This window comes from Micromonospora sp. CMU55-4, from assembly GCF_011602315.1.
Classification (GTDB): domain Bacteria; phylum Actinomycetota; class Actinomycetes; order Mycobacteriales; family Micromonosporaceae; genus Micromonospora; species Micromonospora chalcea.
Window position 1 is genome coordinate 65,721 of the sequence record NZ_JAAOLH010000008.1, and the last position, 18,482, is coordinate 84,202.

15 protein-coding genes are annotated in these 18,482 nt (G+C 72.5%); 13 read left to right on the top strand and 2 right to left on the bottom strand.

The features are described 5' to 3' along the window. Window positions 1-113 precede the first annotated feature (113 nt). From HA073_RS15845 to HA073_RS15885, 9 genes are all read left to right on the top strand, one after another. Window positions 114-1,937 carry a Wzz/FepE/Etk N-terminal domain-containing protein gene (locus tag HA073_RS15845; RefSeq protein WP_166456765.1) on the top strand — a complete coding sequence of 608 codons (1,824 nt, stop codon included), beginning with the start codon at window positions 114-116 and terminating at the stop codon, window positions 1,935-1,937. Then, window positions 1,934-2,941, top strand: coding sequence for a DUF3048 domain-containing protein (locus tag HA073_RS15850; protein ID WP_166456766.1), 1,008 nt, complete (start codon window positions 1,934-1,936; stop codon window positions 2,939-2,941). The genes HA073_RS15845 and HA073_RS15850 overlap by 4 nt, the downstream gene beginning before the upstream one ends. Further along, complete coding sequence (locus HA073_RS15855) at window positions 2,938-4,419, top strand: O-antigen ligase (protein WP_069089222.1); 1,482 nt, start codon at window positions 2,938-2,940, stop codon at window positions 4,417-4,419. Before HA073_RS15850 ends, HA073_RS15855 begins: the two co-directional genes overlap by 4 nt. Next, window positions 4,419-5,624, top strand: coding sequence for a hypothetical protein (locus tag HA073_RS15860; RefSeq protein ID WP_064448107.1), 1,206 nt, complete (start codon window positions 4,419-4,421; stop codon window positions 5,622-5,624). The genes HA073_RS15855 and HA073_RS15860 overlap by 1 nt, the downstream gene beginning before the upstream one ends. Window positions 5,625-5,641: 17 nt before the next feature. Continuing rightward, a complete protein-coding gene (locus HA073_RS15865) occupies window positions 5,642-6,505 on the top strand; it encodes a sulfotransferase (RefSeq protein WP_043327762.1) in 864 nt (287 codons plus the stop codon). Next, complete coding sequence (locus HA073_RS15870) at window positions 6,472-8,085, top strand: oligosaccharide flippase family protein (RefSeq protein WP_166456767.1); 1,614 nt, start codon at window positions 6,472-6,474, stop codon at window positions 8,083-8,085. Before HA073_RS15865 ends, HA073_RS15870 begins: the two co-directional genes overlap by 34 nt. 28 nt (window positions 8,086-8,113) lie before the next feature. Beyond that, window positions 8,114-9,046, top strand: a complete 933-nt coding sequence (locus HA073_RS15875) for a sulfotransferase (protein WP_166456768.1) — start codon at window positions 8,114-8,116, stop codon at window positions 9,044-9,046. A 141-nt stretch (window positions 9,047-9,187) separates the two neighbouring features. Next, entirely contained in the window at window positions 9,188-10,231 is a 1,044-nt protein-coding gene (locus HA073_RS15880; RefSeq protein WP_043327759.1) for a glycoside hydrolase family 26 protein, read from the top strand. Window positions 10,232-10,450: 219 nt separating this feature from the next. Further along, window positions 10,451-13,507: a malectin domain-containing carbohydrate-binding protein gene (locus HA073_RS15885; RefSeq protein WP_233514793.1), complete on the top strand. Its 3,057-nt coding sequence runs from the start codon at window positions 10,451-10,453 to the stop codon at window positions 13,505-13,507. A gap of 96 nt (window positions 13,508-13,603) precedes the next feature. Here HA073_RS15885 and HA073_RS15890 read toward each other — a convergent pair whose 3' ends face one another. After that, window positions 13,604-13,996: a cyclic nucleotide-binding/CBS domain-containing protein gene (locus tag HA073_RS15890; RefSeq protein WP_030499400.1), complete on the bottom strand. Its 393-nt coding sequence runs from the start codon at window positions 13,994-13,996 to the stop codon at window positions 13,604-13,606. 112 nt (window positions 13,997-14,108) lie between these two features. Here HA073_RS15890 and HA073_RS15895 point away from each other — a divergent pair, with 112 nt between their 5' ends. The 4 genes from HA073_RS15895 (at window position 14,109) to HA073_RS15910 (ending at window position 17,118) form a co-directional block, all read left to right on the top strand. Further along, the gene (locus HA073_RS15895) at window positions 14,109-14,564 is read left to right on the top strand and encodes an NUDIX domain-containing protein (protein WP_231915615.1); all 456 of its coding nucleotides are present in this window, start codon (window positions 14,109-14,111) and stop codon (window positions 14,562-14,564) included. 70 nt (window positions 14,565-14,634) lie between these two features. Then, on the top strand, window positions 14,635-15,366 hold the full coding sequence (locus HA073_RS15900; protein WP_043327756.1) for a sugar phosphate nucleotidyltransferase: 732 nt from the start codon (window positions 14,635-14,637) through the stop codon (window positions 15,364-15,366). After that, complete coding sequence (locus tag HA073_RS15905) at window positions 15,354-16,421, top strand: iron-containing alcohol dehydrogenase family protein (RefSeq protein WP_166456769.1); 1,068 nt, start codon at window positions 15,354-15,356, stop codon at window positions 16,419-16,421. Before HA073_RS15900 ends, HA073_RS15905 begins: the two co-directional genes overlap by 13 nt. Then, window positions 16,396-17,118: a CDP-alcohol phosphatidyltransferase family protein gene (locus tag HA073_RS15910; protein WP_069089255.1), complete on the top strand. Its 723-nt coding sequence runs from the start codon at window positions 16,396-16,398 to the stop codon at window positions 17,116-17,118. The genes HA073_RS15905 and HA073_RS15910 overlap by 26 nt, the downstream gene beginning before the upstream one ends. An 88-nt stretch (window positions 17,119-17,206) precedes the next feature. On the opposite strand, the gene HA073_RS15915 is transcribed toward HA073_RS15910, so the two are convergent. Beyond that, complete coding sequence (locus HA073_RS15915) at window positions 17,207-18,481, bottom strand: glycosyltransferase family 4 protein (protein ID WP_166456770.1); 1,275 nt, start codon at window positions 18,479-18,481, stop codon at window positions 17,207-17,209. Window position 18,482 lies beyond the last annotated feature (1 nt).

Below are 18,482 nucleotides of genomic sequence, written 5' to 3' on the forward strand. Positions count from 1 at the left end.
GGAACGTGAGCAGACTTTCCCTCGTCGTTCGGATCGGGGACACTCAAGGCCACGGTCAGGTCCAGCTGTGCCGTGGACTGCCCGGCTCGGTCGAAAGGGAGCGACAGACTCTGATGCCCTCACCCCATTTGGCCGAGAGCGACGCCGACGGTCTTGCCCTGATGGCCTACCTGGGCTGGCTGCGCCGCCGTTGGTGGATCCTGCTGCTCGCCGCGGTCCTCGGCCTGGGCGGAGGGCTGGCGCTGAGCCAGGTCCAGGAGGCGCGCTACACCTCGACCACGTCGCTGCTGGTGCGCCCGCTCGGCTCGGGCGCGGAGAACAACCCCAACGCCAAGGTCAACCTCGACACCGAGGCGCAGGTGGTCCGCTCGCTCGTGGTGGCGGAGCGGGCCAAGGCGCTGATGAAGGTCGACACCGGGGCCGACCAGCTCGTCAAGTCGGTGACCGTCAAGGTCCCGCCGAACAGCCAGATCCTCCAGGTGGCGTACGAGGCGAACAGCCCCGAGGGCGCCCAGTCGGGCTCGCACGCGTTCGCCCAGGCCTACCTGGACCTGCGCAAGGCCACCGCGCAGAAGTCGCTGGAGAACGAGACGAACACGCTCAAGCAGCAGATCGCCGATCTGCAGAAGCAGTTGAGCGCGATCGCCGGACGGATCTCGGCGGCGCCGTCCAACTCGCCCGAGCGGGAGCGGGCCGAATCCGACCGCCAGCTCGTCACCAACCAGATCAGCAACCTGTACAACCGGCTCAACCCGCTGAGCGCGGCCGGCTCCGATCCCGGCGAGATCATCTCCGACGCCCGGCTGCCGGAGCGGCCCAGCTCGCCGAACCGCACGCTCAACCTCGCCAGCGGCATGGGCGCGGGTCTGCTGCTCGGCATCGTGCTGGCGCTGGTGCTGGACCGGCTGGACACCCGGATCCGCCGCGGACGCGACATCTCCGACCGGGTCGGCCTGCCGCTGCTGGTGGAACTGCCGTCGCGCGCGCCGTCGCTCGCAGTCCTGCCGGCCACCCACCGGGCCTCCCGCGAGCTGGGCCGGCTGCGCAACGTGCTGCTCTCCGCGGTGCCCGAAGCGGCGCAGGGCGGGCGCGGGCGCCAACTGCTGCTCTGTGACGCCTCGGCCGGCACCGCCGCCGGGTTCGTCGCCGCCAACCTCGCCGCCTCGTACGCCCGCACCGGCCAGCAGGTCGCGCTGATCACCACCAAGCCCGACTCGGCGGTGGGCGCGATCACCGGCGTCGCCGAGGGGCGGCACAGCCTCGCCTCGGTGCTGCGCCGCGACGTGCCCCCGCTCAAGGCGCTCGCGCCGGTGCCGGGGCTCGGCCAGCTCCGGGTGCTGGTGCCGGGCGACCTGGACGCCGAGGTCGAACTGCCGGTCGCCGGTCTGCTGGAGATCCTGCACGAGCTGTCCGCGCGCTTCGACCACGTGATCATCGAGACCGCGCAGCCCACGTTCGCCGTGGAGGCCCAGGCCCTGGGCCGGTACGTCGACGCGGTGATCATGGTGGCCGAGGCGGGCAAGACCCGCAGCGGTGAGATCACCGCCGCGCTCCAGCAGTTCGAGCAGGTGAACGCGCCGGTGATCGGCGCCGTGCTGGCTCCGCGCCTGCCCGAACCGCCCGCCGGCGCCACCCGCCCGGCGACGTCCGGCGGGTCGAACGTGTCGAGCGCGCCGGCTGCCCCGGCCAACCGGCCCAAGCCCCGGCCCAGCCCCGGCCCGTCCGCCGAGTCGACCATGGTGCTGCCGCGCATGCAGTCGTCCCGGCCCGCCCCGGCGAAGCCGGCCGCTCCGGCGCCGCAGATGCCCGGCAAGGCCACCCCGCCCGCCGCCCCGGGCAAGCCGGTGCCGCTCAACGGCACCGGCGGCACGTACCGCTCCCGGGGTGACGGCGACGGCCGCAGCTACGCCCTCGACTCCGGCGAGGACCTGGGGTGAACCGTCGGCAGATGCTCCGCGCCGCCATCGCCCCCGCCGTCGTCCTCGGCGTCGGGACCGGGTGCAGCGAGCCCGAGCCCAAGCCGGGCAAGGTCCAGGTGGTGGACCCGGGCGACGTCACCTCCTCGCCGTCCGCGGCCAGCGCTTCGCCGACCCTGCCCAAGGGCCCGCTGACCGGGGCTCCGGTCAGCACCCCGGCCGCGGCGACCCGCCAGGCGGTCGCGGTGCCGCTGCGGGTGAGCCCCGCGACCACACCGGCCGGCCTGGACGCCGCCGACCTGGTCTACGCCGAGTTCGCCGAGGCGGACACGCTGCACCTGACCGCGGTGTTCCACTCCAAGGACGCCGCGAAGATCGGCCCGGTCACCGAGATCCGGCCGGTCGACATCCGGTCGCTCACTGTGCTGCGCCCGTTCGTCGGCTACAACGGCGGCCCCACCGGCTTCCTCACCCAGTTCGAGAACTCCGACCTCGACGGCGTCACGCCCGACGACGACAGCAAGGTCTTCTCCGGCGGCTACACGTCGACCGCCGCGCTGCTCAAGGCCGCCCCGAAGGGGGGCCAGCCGCCCCCTGCGCCGATCGACCACACCACCGACGGCGAGGCGCTCGCCACCCGCGACCTGGCACCCGCCACCGAACTCACCGTCACCGTCTCCGGCGGTCCGCCGATGGTCTGGCGGTACGACCAGGCGAAGTCCGTCTGGGCCGGCAGGATCGGCAAGGTCACCGTGACCGCCGCATCCGTCATCGTGCTGACGATGGAGTACCGCACGCTCGACGTACGCAACCCGTCCCCGCGCTCGCTGCCCTCGGCGAACGTCTTCGGTGAGGGCGCGGTGCTCGCCGTGTCCGGGCCGAACAGCGCCAAGGGCCGGTGGCGCAAGCCCGGCCTGCCTCTGGTCTGCACGCTCGCCGACACCGGCGGCGACCTCCTGCGCCCCCAGCCCGGCAACGCGTGGGTCATCTACGCGCCGACCACCGCCAAGGTCTCCGTGAAATGAGCACCGCCACCCCGCCCCGTACCGCGCGCGGGTCGGTTCCGCTCGCCGCGGTGTCGCCCGGCGGGAACCGCCTCCGCCCGGTGCGGGTACGGCCGGAGGGCTGGTCGTGGCGGCTGCCGACGGCATGGCCGCTGATCGCGGTCTTCCTGCTGTACCCGCTGTGGTGGGTGCTCGGCGTGTCGAGCTTCGTGTTCGTCATCTTCGCGGTGCCGATGGTGGCGCAGATGCGCAAACGCGGCCCGGTCCGGGTGCCGCCCGGCTTCGGGATCTGGATGGTCCTGCTGCTCTGGGTGTTCCTGTCCGTGCTCACCCTCGACCTCACCGCGCCGAACACGCTGCCGCCCGGCGGCAGCGGCAAGTACATCGGCTGGGGCATCCGGCTCGCCAACTACGTCGCGATGACAGTGACCATGCTCTACGTCTACAACCTGCGCGAACGGGAGCTGTCCCAGCGCCGGATGGTGCGACTGTTCGGGTTCATGGGCGTGGTCGTGGTGCTCGGCGGCTGGATCGGCTCGCTCTTCCCGAACCTCAGGTTCGTCGCGCCGCTGCGGTTCGTGCTGCCGCAGTCGATCGCCGGCCACCCGTACGTCACCTCGCTCATGGAGATCAAGTTCGCCCAGGTGCAGCAGGTGATCGAGGGGGAGGCCAGCTCGCCCCGCCCGTCCGCGCCGTTCACCTACACGAACTCGTGGGGCCAGAACACCGCGATCCTGCTGGTCTGGCTGATCGTCGGCTGGGTGGTGCTGGGCAAGCCGCTGCGCCGCACCGCCGGCGTGGCCATCGCGCTGGCGGCGATCTTCCCGATCGTCTACTCCCTCAACCGCGGCCTCTGGATCGGCCTCGGCATCGCCGCCGCGTACGTGGCGCTGCGGCTCGCGCTGCGCGGCCGGATGGTGGTGCTCGGCGGGCTCGCCCTGGCGGTCGGACTGATCGGCGTGCTGATCGTCGCGACCCCGCTCGGCCGCACCTTCGACGAACGCCTGCAGAACGGGCACAGCGACGACATCCGCACCACCCTGTCGCAGGGCGCGGTCCGGGCGGCCAACCAGTCGCCGATCCTCGGCTACGGCGGCAACCGGGCGCTGATCGGCAGCAACCGGTCGATCGCCATCGGCAAGTCCGAGGACTGCAAGCAGTGCGGCAACCGGGAGCTGGGCAGCAACGGCCAGGTCTGGGCGCTGCTCGTCGGGCAGGGCTGGGTCGGCGCGATCTGCTACAACGCGTTCTTCATCTACTGCATCTGGCGCTACCGGCGCGACCACAGCGCCATCGGGATCGCCGGCACGCTCGTGCTCATCCTCATGCTCTTCTTCCAGTTCACCTACGGTGCGATGGAAGCAACCCTCGCCTACGCCCTGATCACTGTCGCCCTGCTGGCCCGCAACGACCGGATCCGCCGGTCGCTCGCGCCCGCGCCACCGCAGGGCACGATCGCCGGGCTACGGGCCCGGCTGGAAGCGACCGGTGACCGCTGATGGTGTTCCGCGTACCCCCGGACGGCGACGGCCGTGCCGCGTACCTCGGTGAACTGGCCGGGCTGATCTGGCCCGCGCCGGCCGAGCCCAGCCTGCGCCGCGGCGGCGCCGGCTGGGTGGTGGTGCCCTCGGCGGCCCGCCCCCGGCTGCTCGTGCCCACCGGCTCCGGCCGGGCGGCGGCGAGCGCGGTCCGGCACTCCACCGAGGCCGTCGGCCGCAAGGCCAAGCTGGTCCGGCAGGGCCTCGCCACCGCGTTCCGGCTCGGTCTCGGGCCGCTCGTCTTCCGCGACCGGCTGGTCGTCGACGGCGGCGGGCTGGACGCGCACCTGGCCGAGGTGCTGGGTGAGCCGGCGCTGGTCAGCCTGCACATCGGGCCGGCCCGCGCGAACCGCAAGCCGGTGCTGCAACTGCTCGCCCCGGACGGCCGGGCCCTCGGGTACGCGAAACTCGGCGTCGACCCGCTGACCCGCGCGCTCGTGCACGCGGAGGCGGACGCGCTGCGCCGCCTCGCCGAGGTGCCGCTCGGCCCGGTGGTCCTGGCCGGGGTACGCCACCACGGCGACTGGCACGGGCACGCGCTGCTCGTGCAGGAGGCGCTGCCGGTGCGGCTGCCCCGGGCCGCCCCGGCCGCCGCGCAGGCGGCCGAACGCGCGGCCATGGTGGCGGTCGCCGGCTGTCTCGGCGTACGCCGGGAGTCGTGGGCGGCCAGCGGGCACGCGGCCCGGCTCACCGCCGCGGTGGACGCGCTCGGACCCCGGCCGGAGGCCGGGCGGCTGCGCGCGGTGCTGAAGTCCGTCGCGGACGCCGACCCGGTGGTCGCCTTCGGCGCGTGGCACGGGGACTGGAACGGCGGCAACAGCGCGGTGCTCGCCGACGGCCGGGTGCTGGTCTGGGACTGGGAGCGGTTCGAGGCGGACGTGCCGGCCGGGTACGACGCGCTGCACCTGGCGGTGCAGGGCGCGATGAGCCACGACGGGGTGGAACCGGTCGAGGCCGCGCGTGCGCTGATCGCCGGCGCCGGGGCAACCCTGGCACCGTTCGACCAGACCGGTGGGGGCGCCGATCTGGTCGCCGTGCTCTACCTGGTGGAGCTGGCTGCGCGCTACCTGCGCGACCGGCAGGCGGAGGCGGGTGCGCGACTGGGGCACGTCGACACCTGGCTGCTGCCCGCCGTGGAGGAACACCTGGCCCGCCGGGCCCGGTGAGAGTGAGGAGTGGGGACGTGACGGTGGCCAGGGAGCAGGCGCTCCGCGCGGTGAAGTCGGTGAGCCGGACGGTCGGTCGGTTGACCGCCGGTTCACGGATGGTGCCGGGATTCCTGATCGTGGGGGCGCAGCGCTGCGGCACCACCTCGCTTTTCAAGACGCTCTCGCAGCACCCCGGCGTGCTGCCGCCCGCGTACCACAAGGGCGTGCACTACTTCGACATGGACTACCACCGGGGGATGAACTGGTACCTCGGGCACTTCCCCACCACGGCCAAGGCCGAGGCGGTCAAGGCCCAGATCGGGGTACGCGGGATCACCGGCGAGTCCAGCCCGTACTACATGTTCCACCCGCTGGCCGGGCAGCGCATCGCCAAGGACCTGCCCTCGGTGAAGCTGCTGGTGCTGCTGCGTGACCCGGTGGAGCGGGCGTACTCGGCGCACTCGCACGAGCTGGCGCGGGGCTACGAGACCGAGTCTGACTTCGAGCGGGCGCTGGCGCTGGAGGAGCAGCGGACCGCGGGCGAGCGGGAGCGGATGATCCGCTCGGCCGCGTACGCGAGCGAGCACCTGCAGCACAACGCGTACCTGGCCCGGGGCCGCTACATCGAGCAGCTGGAGCGGCTGGAGGCGCTCGTCGGGCGGGAGCGGATGCACGTCATCGACAGCGACGACTTCTTCGCCGACCCGCGCCCGTCCTTCGACGCGGTCTGCGACTTCCTCGGGCTGCCCCGCTGGGCGGACATCGCGTTCGGCAAGCACAACTCGCGGTCCCGTTCGCCCATGTCGGCGGAGCTGCGGGCCCGGCTGGAGGACCACTTCGCCCCGTACGACGAGCGGCTGGCGGCGTGGTGGGGACGCGTGCCGTCGTGGCGGCGGTGACCCGGCCGGACGCCGGCGGCACCCCGACGCTCACCGCACCGCCGCCCGGGCCGGGCGCGGGGCTCGGCGGCGCGGCCCGGCAGGGCTTCGCGAACCTGGTCGGTGTCGGCCTGGCCGCGGTGGCCGGGTTCGGGCTCAACATCGTCATCGCCCGGGGCTGGTCCGTCCGCGAGGCCGGCATGTTCTTCGCGGCCACCAGCGCGTTCATGATCGCCGCGTCGGCGGCCCGGCTCGGCACCGACGTCGGCACCGTCTACTTCGTCAGCCGCCAGCGCACGCTGGACCGCCGCGACCAGATCCGGGGCACGATCCTGGTCGGGTTGCTGCCGGTGCTCGCGGTCGGCGCGCTGCTCGGCCTCGCCGGCTGGCTGGCCGCGCCGGCGCTGGCCCGGGCCACCATGCCGGAGGCCGGGCCGGATGCGGTGACCGCGCTGCGCATCCTGCTGGCGTTCGTGCCGCTGGCCGCGCTCAACGACTACGCGCTCGCCGCCTGCCGGGGCTTCGGCCAGATGCGCCCGCTGCTGACAGTGGAGCGACTCGGCCGCACGCTGGTGCAGTTCCTGGCCGTGGCGGTGGCCGCCTGGCTCGGGCTGTCCGCCACCGTGGCGCTGCCGTTGGCCTGGGTGGTGCCGTACCTGCTCGCCGCGGTGGTCGCGCTGTTCTGGCTGAGCCGGCTCGTCGGCCGGGCCGGGCGGCAGGTGACCCGGCCGGTGCCGGCGCGTGAGCTGGCCGGGCCGTTCTGGCGCTTCACCGGGCCACGTGCGGTCAGCAGCCTGGCCGCGATCGTGGTGCAGCGGCTGGACATCGTGCTGCTCAGCGCGCTGCGCGGGCCGGCCGAGGCGGCCATCTACACGGCGGCGACCCGGTTCCTGGCGCTGGGCCAGCTCTCCAGCGTCGCGCTGTCCAGCTCGGTGCAGCACCGGCTGGCCGCCGCGTTCGCCCGCAACGACCGGGCCGAGGCGGGCCAGCTCTACCAGGTCGCCACCGGCTGGCTGGTGATCCTCTCCTGGCCCGCGTACCTGATCTTCGCGGCCTTCGCGACGCCGATGCTGGCGCTCTTCGGCGCCGGTTACGCCGACGGCCGCCGGGTCGTGGTGCTGCTGGCGCTGACCATGCTGCTGGCCACCGGATGCGGCATGGTCGACATGGTGCTCAACATGGCCGGGCGCACCGCGTGGACGTTCTACAACGCGATGACCGGCACCGTGCTCAACGTGGTCGGCAACCTGCTGCTCATCCCGCGGTTCGGCATCCTCGGCGCGGCTCTGGCCTGGACGATCTCGATCCTGGTCACCAACCTGGTGCCGCTGACCCAGCTCTGGTGGTCGATGCGGCTGCACCCGTTCGGCGCCGGCACCCGTACCGCGATGGCGCTCGCCGTCGTGGCGCTGGGCCTGCCGCTGGGCGCGGCGAGCCTGCTCGACGCCACGCCGCCGGTGCTCGCGCTGGTGAGCGCCGTCGGCCTGGCCGCGTACGCGGCGGGTGTCTGGCGCTGGCGGCGCACGCTGAACCTCGACGCGCTGCGGTCCCTTCGCCGCGGCCGCAACCGCGCCGGGTCGGACCCGGCCGCCCAGTCCTGACCGATCCTGCGCACCGATGGGACCTTCGATGACCAGCGACTCCCCCCTCGCCCCGCACTCCGGGCTGTCCACCGTGAAGGCCGCGAAGCTCGCCGCGGTCGGCCTGCTGGCGGACCGCAAGGAACGCCGCGAGCTGGAACGGCCGGTGGAGGCGGGCAACCGCCGCCTCACGCTGAAGGTGGAGCGCCCGATCTTCATCCTGGGGGCCCCGCGTTCCGGCACCACGTTCCTGGGCAGTTGCGTCGGCGCGCTGCCGGACGTGTCGTACCACTTCGAGCCGCGCCTGACCAAGGCGGTCGCCCGCTGTGTCTACGAGGGAAGCTGGACGCCGCAGCGGGCGGCCCGCTACTTCCGGGGCTACTACGGCGCGCTGCTCGCCGCGTCCGGGCACGGTGGACTGCGCTTCGCCGAGAAGGACCCGGAGAACTGCTTCATCGTGCCGTTCCTGACCGAGGTCTTCCCGGACGCGGTCTTCCTGCACGTCTACCGGGACGGCCGGGACGTGGCGGTGTCGCACGCCGAGCAGCCCTGGCTGAACGCCGCGTCCACCGGCACCGGTCGCAGCGGCCGGGGCGGTACGCCCTGGGGCGCCGCGCCGCGGTTCTGGGTGGAGCCGGAGCGGCGCGACGAGTTCACGCAGGTCTCCGACCTGGGCCGGTCGGCCTGGATGTGGCGGCGCTTCACCAGCAGCGCGCTCACCCAGCTCGCCGAGCTGCCCGCGGACCGGGTGCGGCACCTGCGCTACGAGGAGGTCGTCACCCGGCCGGCGGAGGCCGCCGAGGTGGTCGCCGACTTCCTGGAGGTACGCGACCCGGCCGGCCGGGCGGCGTTGCACGCCCGCTTCGCCAAGGCCCGGCCGGGCTCGGTGGGGCGCTGGCGGCAGCGACTGACCGAAAAGGATCTGGCCGATGTGCTGGCGCAGGCCGGACCGCTGCTGAGCGAGCTCGGCTACCCCGCCTGAGCGCTCCTCCCCGGGTAGAGTGCCAGGGGTCGCCCGCCCGGCCCGGCGTGCCTCTCCGCTCACGCGGATCCGTCAGGGCCCCACCGTGGCCGGCGACCGTCCTGGGGAGAGGTTGCGGTGGTACGACGGTTACGACTGACGATGGCTGCCGTGCTGGGCCTGGCCTTGCTGGCACCGGCCGTGACGGCCTGTGAGATCGGCTCCGAACGGTCCGACGAGGGGACCACGGCGGCGCCGCCTCCACCGACCGTGACGCCGCGGACCGCGCCGGTCCGCACCACCGGCCGCGGGCCGGAGCCGCCGGAGCAGGGCGCCTGGCTCGGCACCTGGGTCAAGCCGCAGTACCACACCGCCACCGGGCGGGCCGCCGCGTTCGACGAGTTCAACCGGGCCGCCGGCGGCACACTCGCCATCGCGCACATGTTCCACGAGTGGAACGAGCCGTTCCCGGGCGCCAGCGAGCGGGCGTTCCAGGCCCGGGGCAGGCTCCAGATGATCTCCTGGCAGGGCACCGACACCCGCTCCACGGTCAGCGGCATCTACGACACGCTGATCCGGGAACGCGCGCGCGACGTCAAGGAGTTCGGCGTTCCGGTGCTGCTGCGCTACCGGTGGGAGATGGACCGGCCGAACCTGGCCGCGAGCATGCACTCGCCGGAGGACTACGTCGCCGCGTGGAAGCACGTCCGCGGCATCTTCACGGAGATGGGCGTCACCAACGCGGCCTGGGTGTGGTGCCCGCACGCGGACGGCTTCGCCGAGCCGCAGCGCCGGGCCGCCGCCTACTACCCCGGCGACGACCAGGTCGACTGGCTCTGCGCCGACGTCTATCCCAGCCCGGAGTGGAACAGCTTCTCCAATCGCATGGACCACTTCATGGCGTTCGCCAAGAAGCACCCGCGGCCTGTCGTCATCGGCGAGTTCGGCCTGACCCAGGACGGGCGTCCGGGCCAGCGGGCCGACTGGATGCGCGAGGTCGGGCCGTACCTGAAGAAGCACCCGCAGATCAAGGCGGCGGTCTACTTCGCGGCGAAGCAGACGCAGAAGCCGATTTACGACAGCACGTTCGGCGACGACCCGGAAAGCGAGAAGGTCTTCCGGGAGATGGCGACGGATCCGTACTTCCAGCCGCCGATGCCCGACCTGAGCGTCCCCTCAGGGACACCCTCCGTGTCCGGCGAGTGATAGTCGCTCGTCTTTTCGTGCGACCCGGGCCGTTTCCTCGGCCAAAAAGGCCGATCCCGGGTGGACGCGCGACCGGCGAATGCGAGAAGGTATTGCTCTCACGTCTGCGGTCGGTCGAGTGACGCCCCGCCTCAAGTCGGCACCGGCCACGATCGCAGCGCCTCCGACGTATTCCCCCCGGAGTAGCCTGTGGCTTCCTCGATCCTGAGACACCGCTCGGTGTCCGCCTTCGGCGCTGCCGTACTCGGCATCGCCACCCTGTTCACACCGGTGCCGGCGCTCGCCGCGCCGACCACCGCGCCCGCGCCCGACCACAGCACGATGGTCGGCGAGGTGCCGTCGGACAAGACGCCGAACATCAACGACGGCAACGTGGTGGCCATCCACGACGCCGGCAGCAAGGTGATCGTCGGCGGCTCGTTCACCAACGCGCAGAACCGGGGTTCCTCACCCACTCCGGTCGACCGGCGCGGGCTGCTCGCCTTCGACAAGGCCACCGGCAAGATCGACAATGCGTTCGCGCCGGTGCTGGACAACGACGTCACCGCCATCATCGCCGGCCCGACCCCGGGCACCGTCTACGTGGCCGGCAAGTTCAACAAGGTCGGCGACAAGAACTTCCGCAAGCTGGCGCTGCTGAACGTCGCCGACGGCACCCCCGTCGAAGGGTTCAAGGGCCCGGCGTTCAACGGCACCGTCAGCGACATCGCGCTCGTCGACGGCCACCTGCTCGTCGGCGGCATCTTCACCACCGTCACCGCGACGACCAACCGCAACGGGCTGGCCTCGCTGAACCCGACCACCGGCGCGGTGGACGACTACCTCACCGTGGCGCTGACCGAGAACCACAACTGGACCCCGACCAACAACGGGGCCTCGGCCGGTGTGGGCGTGGAGAAGTTCACCGTCTCGCCGGACGGCAAGCACCTCGTGGTCATCGGCAACTTCAAGAAGGCCGACGGCGTCGTGCACGACCAGATCGTGCGGATCAACCTCGGTGAGAACTCCGCGACCATCGCCGACTGGAACACCGACAGCTACGCCGCGGCCTGCAAGTACACCGCGTTCGACTCGTGGGTGCGCGACGTCCAGTTCTCCCCGGACAGCAAGTACTTCGTGGTGGTCACCACCGGCGCGTCCTACCCCGGCACGCTCTGTGACTCCGCGGCCCGCTGGGAGACCGACGCCACCGGCGCCGGTCAGAAGCCGACCTGGACGAACTTCAGCGGCGGCGACACCTTCCTCTCCGTCGGCATCAGCGAGAAGGCCATCTACGTCGGCGGCCACTTCCGCTGGTCGAACAACCCGCTCGCCCGGGACAAGGCCGGACCGGGCGCGGTGCCGCGTGCCAGCATCGCCGCCCTCGACCCGGTCAGCGGCCTGCCGCTGTCCTGGAACCCGGGCCGCCACCCGCGCGGCTACGGCGTCACCGAGATGCTGGTGACCCCGGAGGGGCTCTGGCTGGGCAGCGACCAGGAGTACATCGGCGACTTCGACTACCAGCGCAAGCGGCTCGCGTTCTTCCCGCTGGCCGGTGGCAACGCCCCGCACTCGACCAGCACCAAGGGCCTGCCGGGCAACGTCTACCAGGCCGGTCGCGCGGCGCAGACCGAGGTGCTCTACCGGGTCAACGCCGGCGGTCCGGCCATCCCGGCCACCGACGGCGGGCCGGACTGGGCCGCCGACAGCGAGGCCTCGCCGAGCCCGTACCACAACACCGGCAACAGCGTGACCACGTACCCGACGAACGCCACGTTCGACGCCACCGTGCCGGCGAGCACGCCGGCCACGCTGTTCAACTCGGAGCGGTGGGACGAGTCGACCGCGCCGGACATGCAGTGGGACATCCCGGTCGCGGCCGGCACCCGGATCGACGTCCGGATCTACATGGCCAACCGCTGGTCCGGCACGAGCAAGCCGGGTAACCGCAAGTTCGACGTCAGCGTCGACGGCGTGCTCAAGCTGAACGACTTCGACCCGGTCGTGGCCGCCGGTGGCACCGACCGCGGCACGATGCAGTCGATCTCCCTGGTCAGCGACGGCGTGGTCGACATCGACTTCGGCCGGGTGGTCCAGAACCCGCTGGTCCACGGCATCGAGATCGTCAAGACCGCGCCCACCCCGGACGCCTCGGACGTGCTCTACCGGGTCAACGCCGGTGGCGACCAGATGGCCGCGCCGAGCGGGCCGGCCTGGGCTGCGGACACCGCCGCCGCGCCGAGCACCTACCACAACACCGGCAGCCAGGTGACCAGCTACACCACCAACGCCGCGCTCGACGCCACCGTGCCGGCCGGCACGCCGGTGGAGCTGTTCAACTCGGAGCGGTGGGACGAGTCGACCGCGCCGGACATGCAGTGGGACTTCCCGGTTCCGGCCGGCACGCCGGTGCAGGTGCGCCTCTACCTGGCGAACCGCTACGCCGGTACCGCCACCGCCGGCAAGCGCAAGTTCAACGTCAGCATCGACGGCGTCGTCAAGCTGAGCAACTTCGACCCGATCACGGCGATCGGCGCAACCAACCGGGGCACCATGCGGGCGTTCCCGGTCACCAGTGACGGCAACATCGACATCGACTTCGGTCGCGTCCTGGAGAACCCGCTGGTGCAGGCCATCGAGATCGTCAAGCTGCCGCCGGTGCCGCCGTCCACCACGGTGGACAGCATCACCAAGCGGACGTACGACGGCGCGTCCTCGGTCGGCAACGCGATGTCGGTGCCGAACGGCGACAACACCGGCTGGTCGAACATCAAGGGCGCGTTCTGGGTCGGCGGTGACCTGTTCTACGGCGTCGGCGGCGACCTCTACAAGCGCTCGTTCGACGGCACCGAGTTCGGCACCGCGAAGAAGCTGGACCCGTACCACGACGCGAAGTGGGACCTGGTCGTCACCGGCTCCGCGCCGGAGGGCTCCACCTACGCCGGCATGACCGGCAACTTCTCCGCCGAACTGCCGAACGTGACCGCGATGTTCTACTCCAAGGGCCGGGTCTACTACTCGCTGGCCGGTCAGAGCACGCTGTTCTGGCGCGGGTTCGCGCCGGACACCGGCACCGTCGGCGCCGAGCGCAACACGGTCACCGGCACCACCGGCTTCGCCGACGCGGGCGGCCTGTTCCTGGACGGCGACACGCTCTACGTCGTCTCCCGGAGCACCGGCAACCTCGCCTCGATGGCGTGGTCGGGCGGCGTGCCGACCGGTACCGCCACGGTGCGCAGCGGTCCGAGCGTCGACGACGTGGACTGGCGCGGCACCTCGGTCTTCGTCGGCCCCTGACGGGCGGCACGACCGAAACAGAACACACACGACGATGGCCCGGCCGGTATCGGCCGGGCCATCGCCCTTCTCCGGCGCCCGTCGCGCCGGCCCGGTTCAGCTCCGGGTCGGCGCGTGCTGCCCCGCCCAGACCCGCATCAGATCCCGTACCGAGATCACTCCAGCCACCTCACGCCCGTCGAGCACGACCAGGTGCCGGAAACCGCCCCGGGCCATCGCCGCGGCGGCCTCCTCGACCGTCCAGTCCGGGCCGGCGTAGACGACGTCCCAGGTCAGGTGCGCGCCGGTGCGCTCGACATCCGGGTCGAGCCCGGCACCGATCGCCTTCAGCACGTCGCGTTCGGTCATGATCCCGACCCCTTCGGAGTCCGGGTCGATCACGACCGCCGACCCGACACCGCGGGCCGACATCATCCGGGCCGCCTGCCGGAGCGTGTGCTCCGGCCCGACCACGAGTACCTCGCTGGACATCGCTTCGCGTACCTGCATCACACATCACCCCTGTGGGACGGCGACTGAGTACGGACATGGTGGGCCCTCTATGCGTACCGGGACAAGGACGGGCATCGCCGGAGGCGGCGCGGATGGCTACTGTCGGAGGGTGCCCACCGAGCCCCTGCGCTGCGCCGGCGCGCTGATCGTCGACGACGACGGCCGCATCTTCATCCAACGCCGATCCCCCGACCGACGCCTCTTCCCGAACTGCTGGGACATCGTCGGCGGCCACCTCGAACCGGGCGAGGAGATCGACGACGCGCTGCGCCGGGAGGTCACCGAGGAGACCGGCTGGTCCGTGTCGCACGTGCTCGGCCTGGTCGGCGAATACCGTTACACCGCCGACGACGGGCTGACCCGGGTGGAGACCGACTTCCTGGTCCGGGTGGACGGCGATCTGAGCCGCCCTCGGCTGGAGGCCGGCAAGCACACCGAGTTCCGCTGGCTGGCGGAGTCGGACGTCGACCTGCTCGACGAGCACCGGGACGTCAACGACGGGCTGATCCGGCGGATCGCCGAGGACGGCTTCGCCGCGCTGCGTTCGATCGGGCTGACGGGCTGAACCACTGCCGGTCGGCGCCCGGCGATATCCTCGCCGGGTGGAATCGGGTCGAGAAGAGGAGCGTGTCGGCATGATCGGGATGGTGCTCGCCGCGGGAGCGGGGCGCCGGCTGCGGCCGTACACCGACACCCTGCCCAAGGCCCTGGTGCCGGTCGACGGGGAGACCACCATCCTCGACATCGCGCTGCGCAACCTCGCCGAGGTGGGGCTGAACGAGGTCGTGATCGTGGTCGGCTACGCGGCCGACGCGGTGCGGCAGCGGCAGGCCGCCCTGGAGGAGAAGTACGGCGTCACGCTCACCCTGGTCCACAACGACAAGGCCGAGGAGTGGAACAACGCGTACTCGCTCTGGCTGGCGCGCGAGTACTTCTCCCGGGGCGTGTTGCTCGTCAACGGCGACACCGTGCACCCGGTGAGCGTGGAGAAGACGCTGCTGGCCGAGCGCGGGCCGGGCATCCTGCTCGCCGTGGACACGCTCAAGCCGCTGGCCGAGGAGGAGATGAAGACCACCTTCGACGCCGCCGGCCAGCTCACCCGCATCACCAAGCTGATGGACCCGGGCGAGGCGTACGGCGAGTACATCGGCGCGACGCTGATCGAGCCGCAGGTGGCCGAGCCGCTCGCGGACGCGCTGGAGGCGACCTGGCGGCGCGACCCGAACCTCTACTACGAGGACGGCTACCAGGAGTTCGCCGAGCGCGGCGGCGAGGTGCGGGCGGCCCCGATCGGTGACGTCTCCTGGGTCGAGGTCGACAACCACGCCGATCTGGCCCGGGCGCGGGAGATCGCGTGCCGCTACTAGCCCGCAGCGTCCTCACCCCGCTGCACATCGACGTGCGGCGGGGCGCGGTGGCCGACCTGGCGGCGATCCTCTCCGACGGGCGGATCTCCGCCGGTGGCGACGTCGCCGTGGTGGTCGGGCCGGGGCAGGGCGAACGGATCGCCGAGCTGATCCGGCCGTCGTTGCGCTCGGCCGACGTGTTCACCGTGGCCGGGGGGACGCTGGACGCCGCCGACGACCTGGGGACGAAGCTGCGCGCCCGGTCGTACGACGCGGTGGTCGGCATCGGCGGCGGCAAGACGATCGACGTGGCCAAGTACGCGGCGACCCGGCGCGGGCTGCCGATGGTGTCGGTGGCGACGAGCCTCGCCAACGACGGCATCGCCTCCCCGGTCGCCAGCCTGATCACCGAGGGCCTGAAGGGCTCCTACGGCGTGCACATCCCGATCGCCGTGATCGTGGACCTGGACTTCGTGGAGGCCGGGCCGGAGCGGCACAACCGGGCCGGCATCGGCGACGTGGTCAGCAACATCAGCGCGCTGGCGGACTGGGAACTGGCCCGGCGGGTCCGCGGTGAGCGGGTCGACGGGCTGGCCGCCTCGCTGTCGCGCGCGGGCGCCGAGGCGGTGCTCAACCACCCGGGTGACATGAACGACGACGGCTTCGTCACGGTGCTCGCCGACGCGCTGATCTCCAGTGGCCTGGCGATGGCGATCGAGGGCACCAGCCGGCCGTGCAGCGGCGGCTGCCACGAGATCATGCACGCGATCGACGCGCTCTTCCCCGGCACCGCCTCGCACGGCGAGCTGGCCGGGCTCGGCGCGCTGTTCTGCACGTACCTGCGCGGCGACGAGCGCCGGTTCGCCGAGATGACGGCCTGCCTGACCCGGCACGGGCTGCCCCGGCTGCCTGCCGAGGTCGAGCTGACCGACGACCAGTTCGTGGAGGCGGTGCAGTTCGCGCCGGCCACCCGGCCGGACCGTTACACCATCCTCGAACACCTCGCGATGTCCGCTACCGAGACGCGGGAGCGGCTGGCAGACTACGCCGGTGCCCTCCGCGACCACATTGGCTGAGCCCCGTCCCACAGTCGCCGACTTCCACCGGGTCAACCGGGGAGGCGGCTTGTTCAGCGAGTCGATCAGTCAGTGGATCGGGGCGGCCTTCGCGCTTGCCGCCCAGCGCCTGGGGTTGCGCCCGACCGCGCTGACGCTGGCCAACCTGGTGCTGGGGCTGGCCGCCTCGGTCACCGTGGTGGCGCTCGCCGACGACGTGGCCGCCGGCACCGTACCGGCCTGGGCGGTCGGGCTGTTCGCGCTGGTCGCGTGGCAGGTCGCGTACGCGCTGGACTGCGCCGACGGGCAGCTCGCCCGGGTGACCGGGCAGGGCAGCGCGGCCGGCGCCCGGATCGACGTGCTCTGCGACGTGGCCGCCCAGATTGCGCTGGTCGCGGCCATCGGCGCGACGGCGGTGGCGCAGCGCCCGTCCACGCCGGTCTGGCTGGTGGCGGTGTTCGCCGGCACCTGGATGGTCAACCTGGTGACGTCGGTGATGCAGTCCGGGCCGAACGCGGCGAGCATGGTCACCTCGACCTCGCTCCCGGTACGCCTGGTGAAGCTGGTCCGCGACTACGGCGCGGTGATCTTCGTGGCCGGTCTGGTGCTGGCCTTCGCGCCCGCGCTGGCGTTCTGGGTGATGGTCGCGTTCACGATCGTCAACGGTGGCTTCCTGCTGGCGAGCATCGCCTTCTCCGCCCGCGCCTCCCTGCGGTAAGGAAGGGCCCCTTCTTAACGCCTCGTGCATAAAAAGGGGCCCTTCCTAACACCCGGGCTCAGCACACCCGGGCTCAGCACACCTGGGCTCAGCGCGCGGGGCGGCCTCCGGGGGCGGCCAGGCCGGCGTAGATGTCGATCAGGCGCTTGGTGATCACGTCGGGGTGGAACGTGCGCTCGTACCGGGATCGGGCCGGACCGGCGAGCATCCCCGCCTCGGCGGCGGCCAGCGGCAGCGCGGCGGCCAGCGCGTCCGCCTCCGGCGCCACCACCCAACCCGCCTCGCCGCGCTGCACCCCGACCGGCAACGCGACATGCCCGTCGCCGGGCGCGGCGGTGGCCACCTCGGCCGGGCCGGTCCCGGCGGGCTCGCGCGGGCCGTCCGCGCCCACCAGGTACGGGATGCCGCCCAGCGCGGTGCCGAGCACCGGCCGCCCGGACGCCAGCGCCTCGATGATCACGGTGGGCAGCACGTCGTGCCAGGTGGAGGTGGCCAGCACCACGGAGCTGTCGGCCAGCGCCGCGCGTACCCCGGAGCGGTCGAGCTGGCCCAGGTAGAGAACGTCGGGCCGCTCCGCGGCGGCCGCCTCGGCGAGCGGGCGCAGCTCGCCGTCACCGGCGATGCGCAGCGGGCCGAGCGCACCCACCGGATGCCGCCGCCACGCGGCGAGCAGCAGGTCCAGCCCCTTCTCCGGGCTGAGCCGCCCCATGAAGAGGAAGCCGTTCCCGACCCGCGCCGGTGTGCCCGGGTCGGGTACCGCGTTCGGCTTGACCACGATCCGCTCGTCCGGAATGCCGTAGTCGCGCAGATGATCAGCCACAGCCGTGGTGAGCGCGATGTACCGGTCCACCGACTTCCAGGTCGGGCGGTGCACGGCGAGCGTGGTCGCCATCAGCGCGCTCTGCGCCCGCGAGTTGCGGTAGCAACGGTGCACGATCGCCGGCACGCCCAGCGCCCGGCCCCGGCAGTCCTGGCAGATCACGCCGTCACGGAAGTACAGCCCGGAGGAGCAGACCTGCCGGTAGTTGTGCACGGTCTGCACCACCGGCACCCCGCGCTTGTGCGCGGTCCGCACCACCCAGGGCGAGAGCAGAGGGTACGGGTTGTGCAGGTGCAGCACGTCCGGCCGGTGCTCGGTCAGCAGGCGGTCGAGGTCGTGCTGGGCCTTCGGGGCCCAGATCGGCGAGATCGGCAGCAGCGCCTTGGCCGGCTTGGACATCGACGGGATCTCGTCGGAGCTGCGCAGGAACGGCAGCACCTCCACGCCGACGGCGGTGAGCTGGGCGATCTCCGCGTCGACGATGGTGTTCTCGCCGGAGGGCTGGGCTTCCCGGTACCGGTTGTGCGCCACCACGATTCTCACG